General features: G+C 46.2%; 1 protein-coding gene. It reads right to left on the bottom strand.

The window, feature by feature from the left end; all coding sequences use genetic code 11:
- Nucleotides 1-1,857: type I restriction endonuclease subunit R (locus ACS8FC_RS13940; RefSeq protein WP_439297199.1), on the bottom strand; the 1,857-nt coding region annotated here is incomplete at its 3' end.
- Between the last annotated feature and the right edge of the window lie 73 nt (nucleotides 1,858-1,930).

Below are 1,930 nucleotides of genomic sequence, written 5' to 3'. Positions count from 1 at the left end.
GATAAGAATATCGATCTTGCGCTGCTTTACTTTGGTGGCAATATCACGATAGTAAGGATAGTAGTTCTTGCCTGAATCAAAGTTTGTAGCGAATGTATGATTGTATTGGCCAATGTAGCGATCTAACTTGTCGCGGCTGGTCTCATCGACTTGGGCAGGAGTTTCAAAACTTGATTCTTCAATGAGCCCATTTTCTTCGAAACTGGCATCAGTGGCTTCGTTAGCAGCGTAAGAAAATATCGTAGCAATGGTGAGTGGCTTGAAGGTAGGGTCATCAGCTTGCTTTTGTGCTTGAATACGCTCGAAAGCGTCGTAGTACTGCGTGAGTATATCAACGGAGCTGACGCAAAATATAGCGTTAAACTCGCGGCGTTTGGTCTTGGTGTCGTGCTTTTCAATAATGTAGCGAGCAATATCATCAATACGCTTGGGGTCGTTATAGATTTCTTGAGTATCAATTGCGGTGACTTTTTCATCGGCTGCACCATCGCTTTTGGTGAATTTACCTACGTAGTCAATCTGAAACGGCAGTACGTTTCTGTCACGAATGGCATCCACGATGGTGTAGCGGTGCAAGCACTCATCAAATAGATAGGCGGTAGTGAGTTTTAGCCCAGCTTTGTTATGGGCGTTATCAACTAATATGGGTGTACCGGTAAAGCCGAACATCTGCGATTGTTGAAAAAAGCGTTTGATGTTTCGGTGGGTTTCCCCAAATTGGCTGCGGTGACATTCATCAAAGATAAAGACGACTTTTTTGTCTTTAAGATAGCTGATTTTTTCTTGATGCCGCTCTGATTTGATAGCGCGGTTGAGCTTTTGAATGGTGGTGACGATCAGCTTGTCGTGGTTCTCGCCCAGCTGCTTGACTAAATTTTTGGTGTTGGTTGTACTGTCTACGCTGCCGTCTTTAAAGGCGTTGAACTCATTGGCGGTTTGAGTGTCCAAATCATTTCTATCGACGACAAACACGACTTTTTCGACATCAGGTAGTTGCATGATGATTTGGCTGGCTTTAAATGAGGTCAGCGTTTTGCCTGATCCTGTGGTATGCCAAATATAGCCGTTTTTATCTGATGTGGTGGCGCGCTCAATTAGGCGCTTGGTTGCGTGGACCTGATAGGGCCTGAGTACCATCATGGTCTTTGAGGACTCATAAAGCACGATAAACTGGGCGATCATCTCGGTAAGGTGCGTGGGGGTTAGAAAAACCTCAGTAAAATCAACGATCTCATTAATCGGCTTGTTGTCACTATCTGCCCATGGAAAAGTGAAGTTAAAATGCTGTGTGCCTTTGGCATAGTAGCGCGTGTTTGCACCATTACTGATGACGAACAGCTGAATGAACTCAAATAAGCCGTGACCTGCCTTGTAGGCAGCTTTTGAGTAACGCATGGTCTGATGGAATGCCTCGGCAATCTCGATGCCGCCACGGCGCTTGAGCTCGATTTGCACTAGGGGCAAGCCGTTAACCAAGATGGTGACATCAAAGCGGCTGGTGCGCCCGTTTTGGCTGCTGTGGTCAACCATAATCTGATTGCTCAGCTGCCAGATGTTGTCATCAGCGTTTGGCCAAAAAAACTGAATATGGCGTGAGCTGCCATCATCGAATTTGACGTTGAACTTATCGCGCAGTTTTTTGGCACGCTCAAAGGCGCTGCCACTGCCAAGATGACTGATAACTTGCTTCCACTCATCGTCGGATAATGGCTTATCCAGCTTATTGGCGCGGACGATTTGCGTCTTTAGGTTGGCAAGGAGTGCCGCCTCGGTGGTAATGGTAACGCGCTCATAACCCAAATCCTGCATTTGCGTCATTAGGCTGTCTTCGAGTTGGTACTCACTTTGCTCAGTCATGTTATACCTTATACAAACATCTGCTGTAATAAGCCTTTCTTCCACGTTTTGGCATGGTCAATTTGCTCGGCGA

This window comes from Psychrobacter sp. 1Y4 (assembly GCF_051847555.1).
Note: the sequence above shows the minus strand (reverse complement) of the source record. Positions and strands in the feature narration are given on the sequence as shown.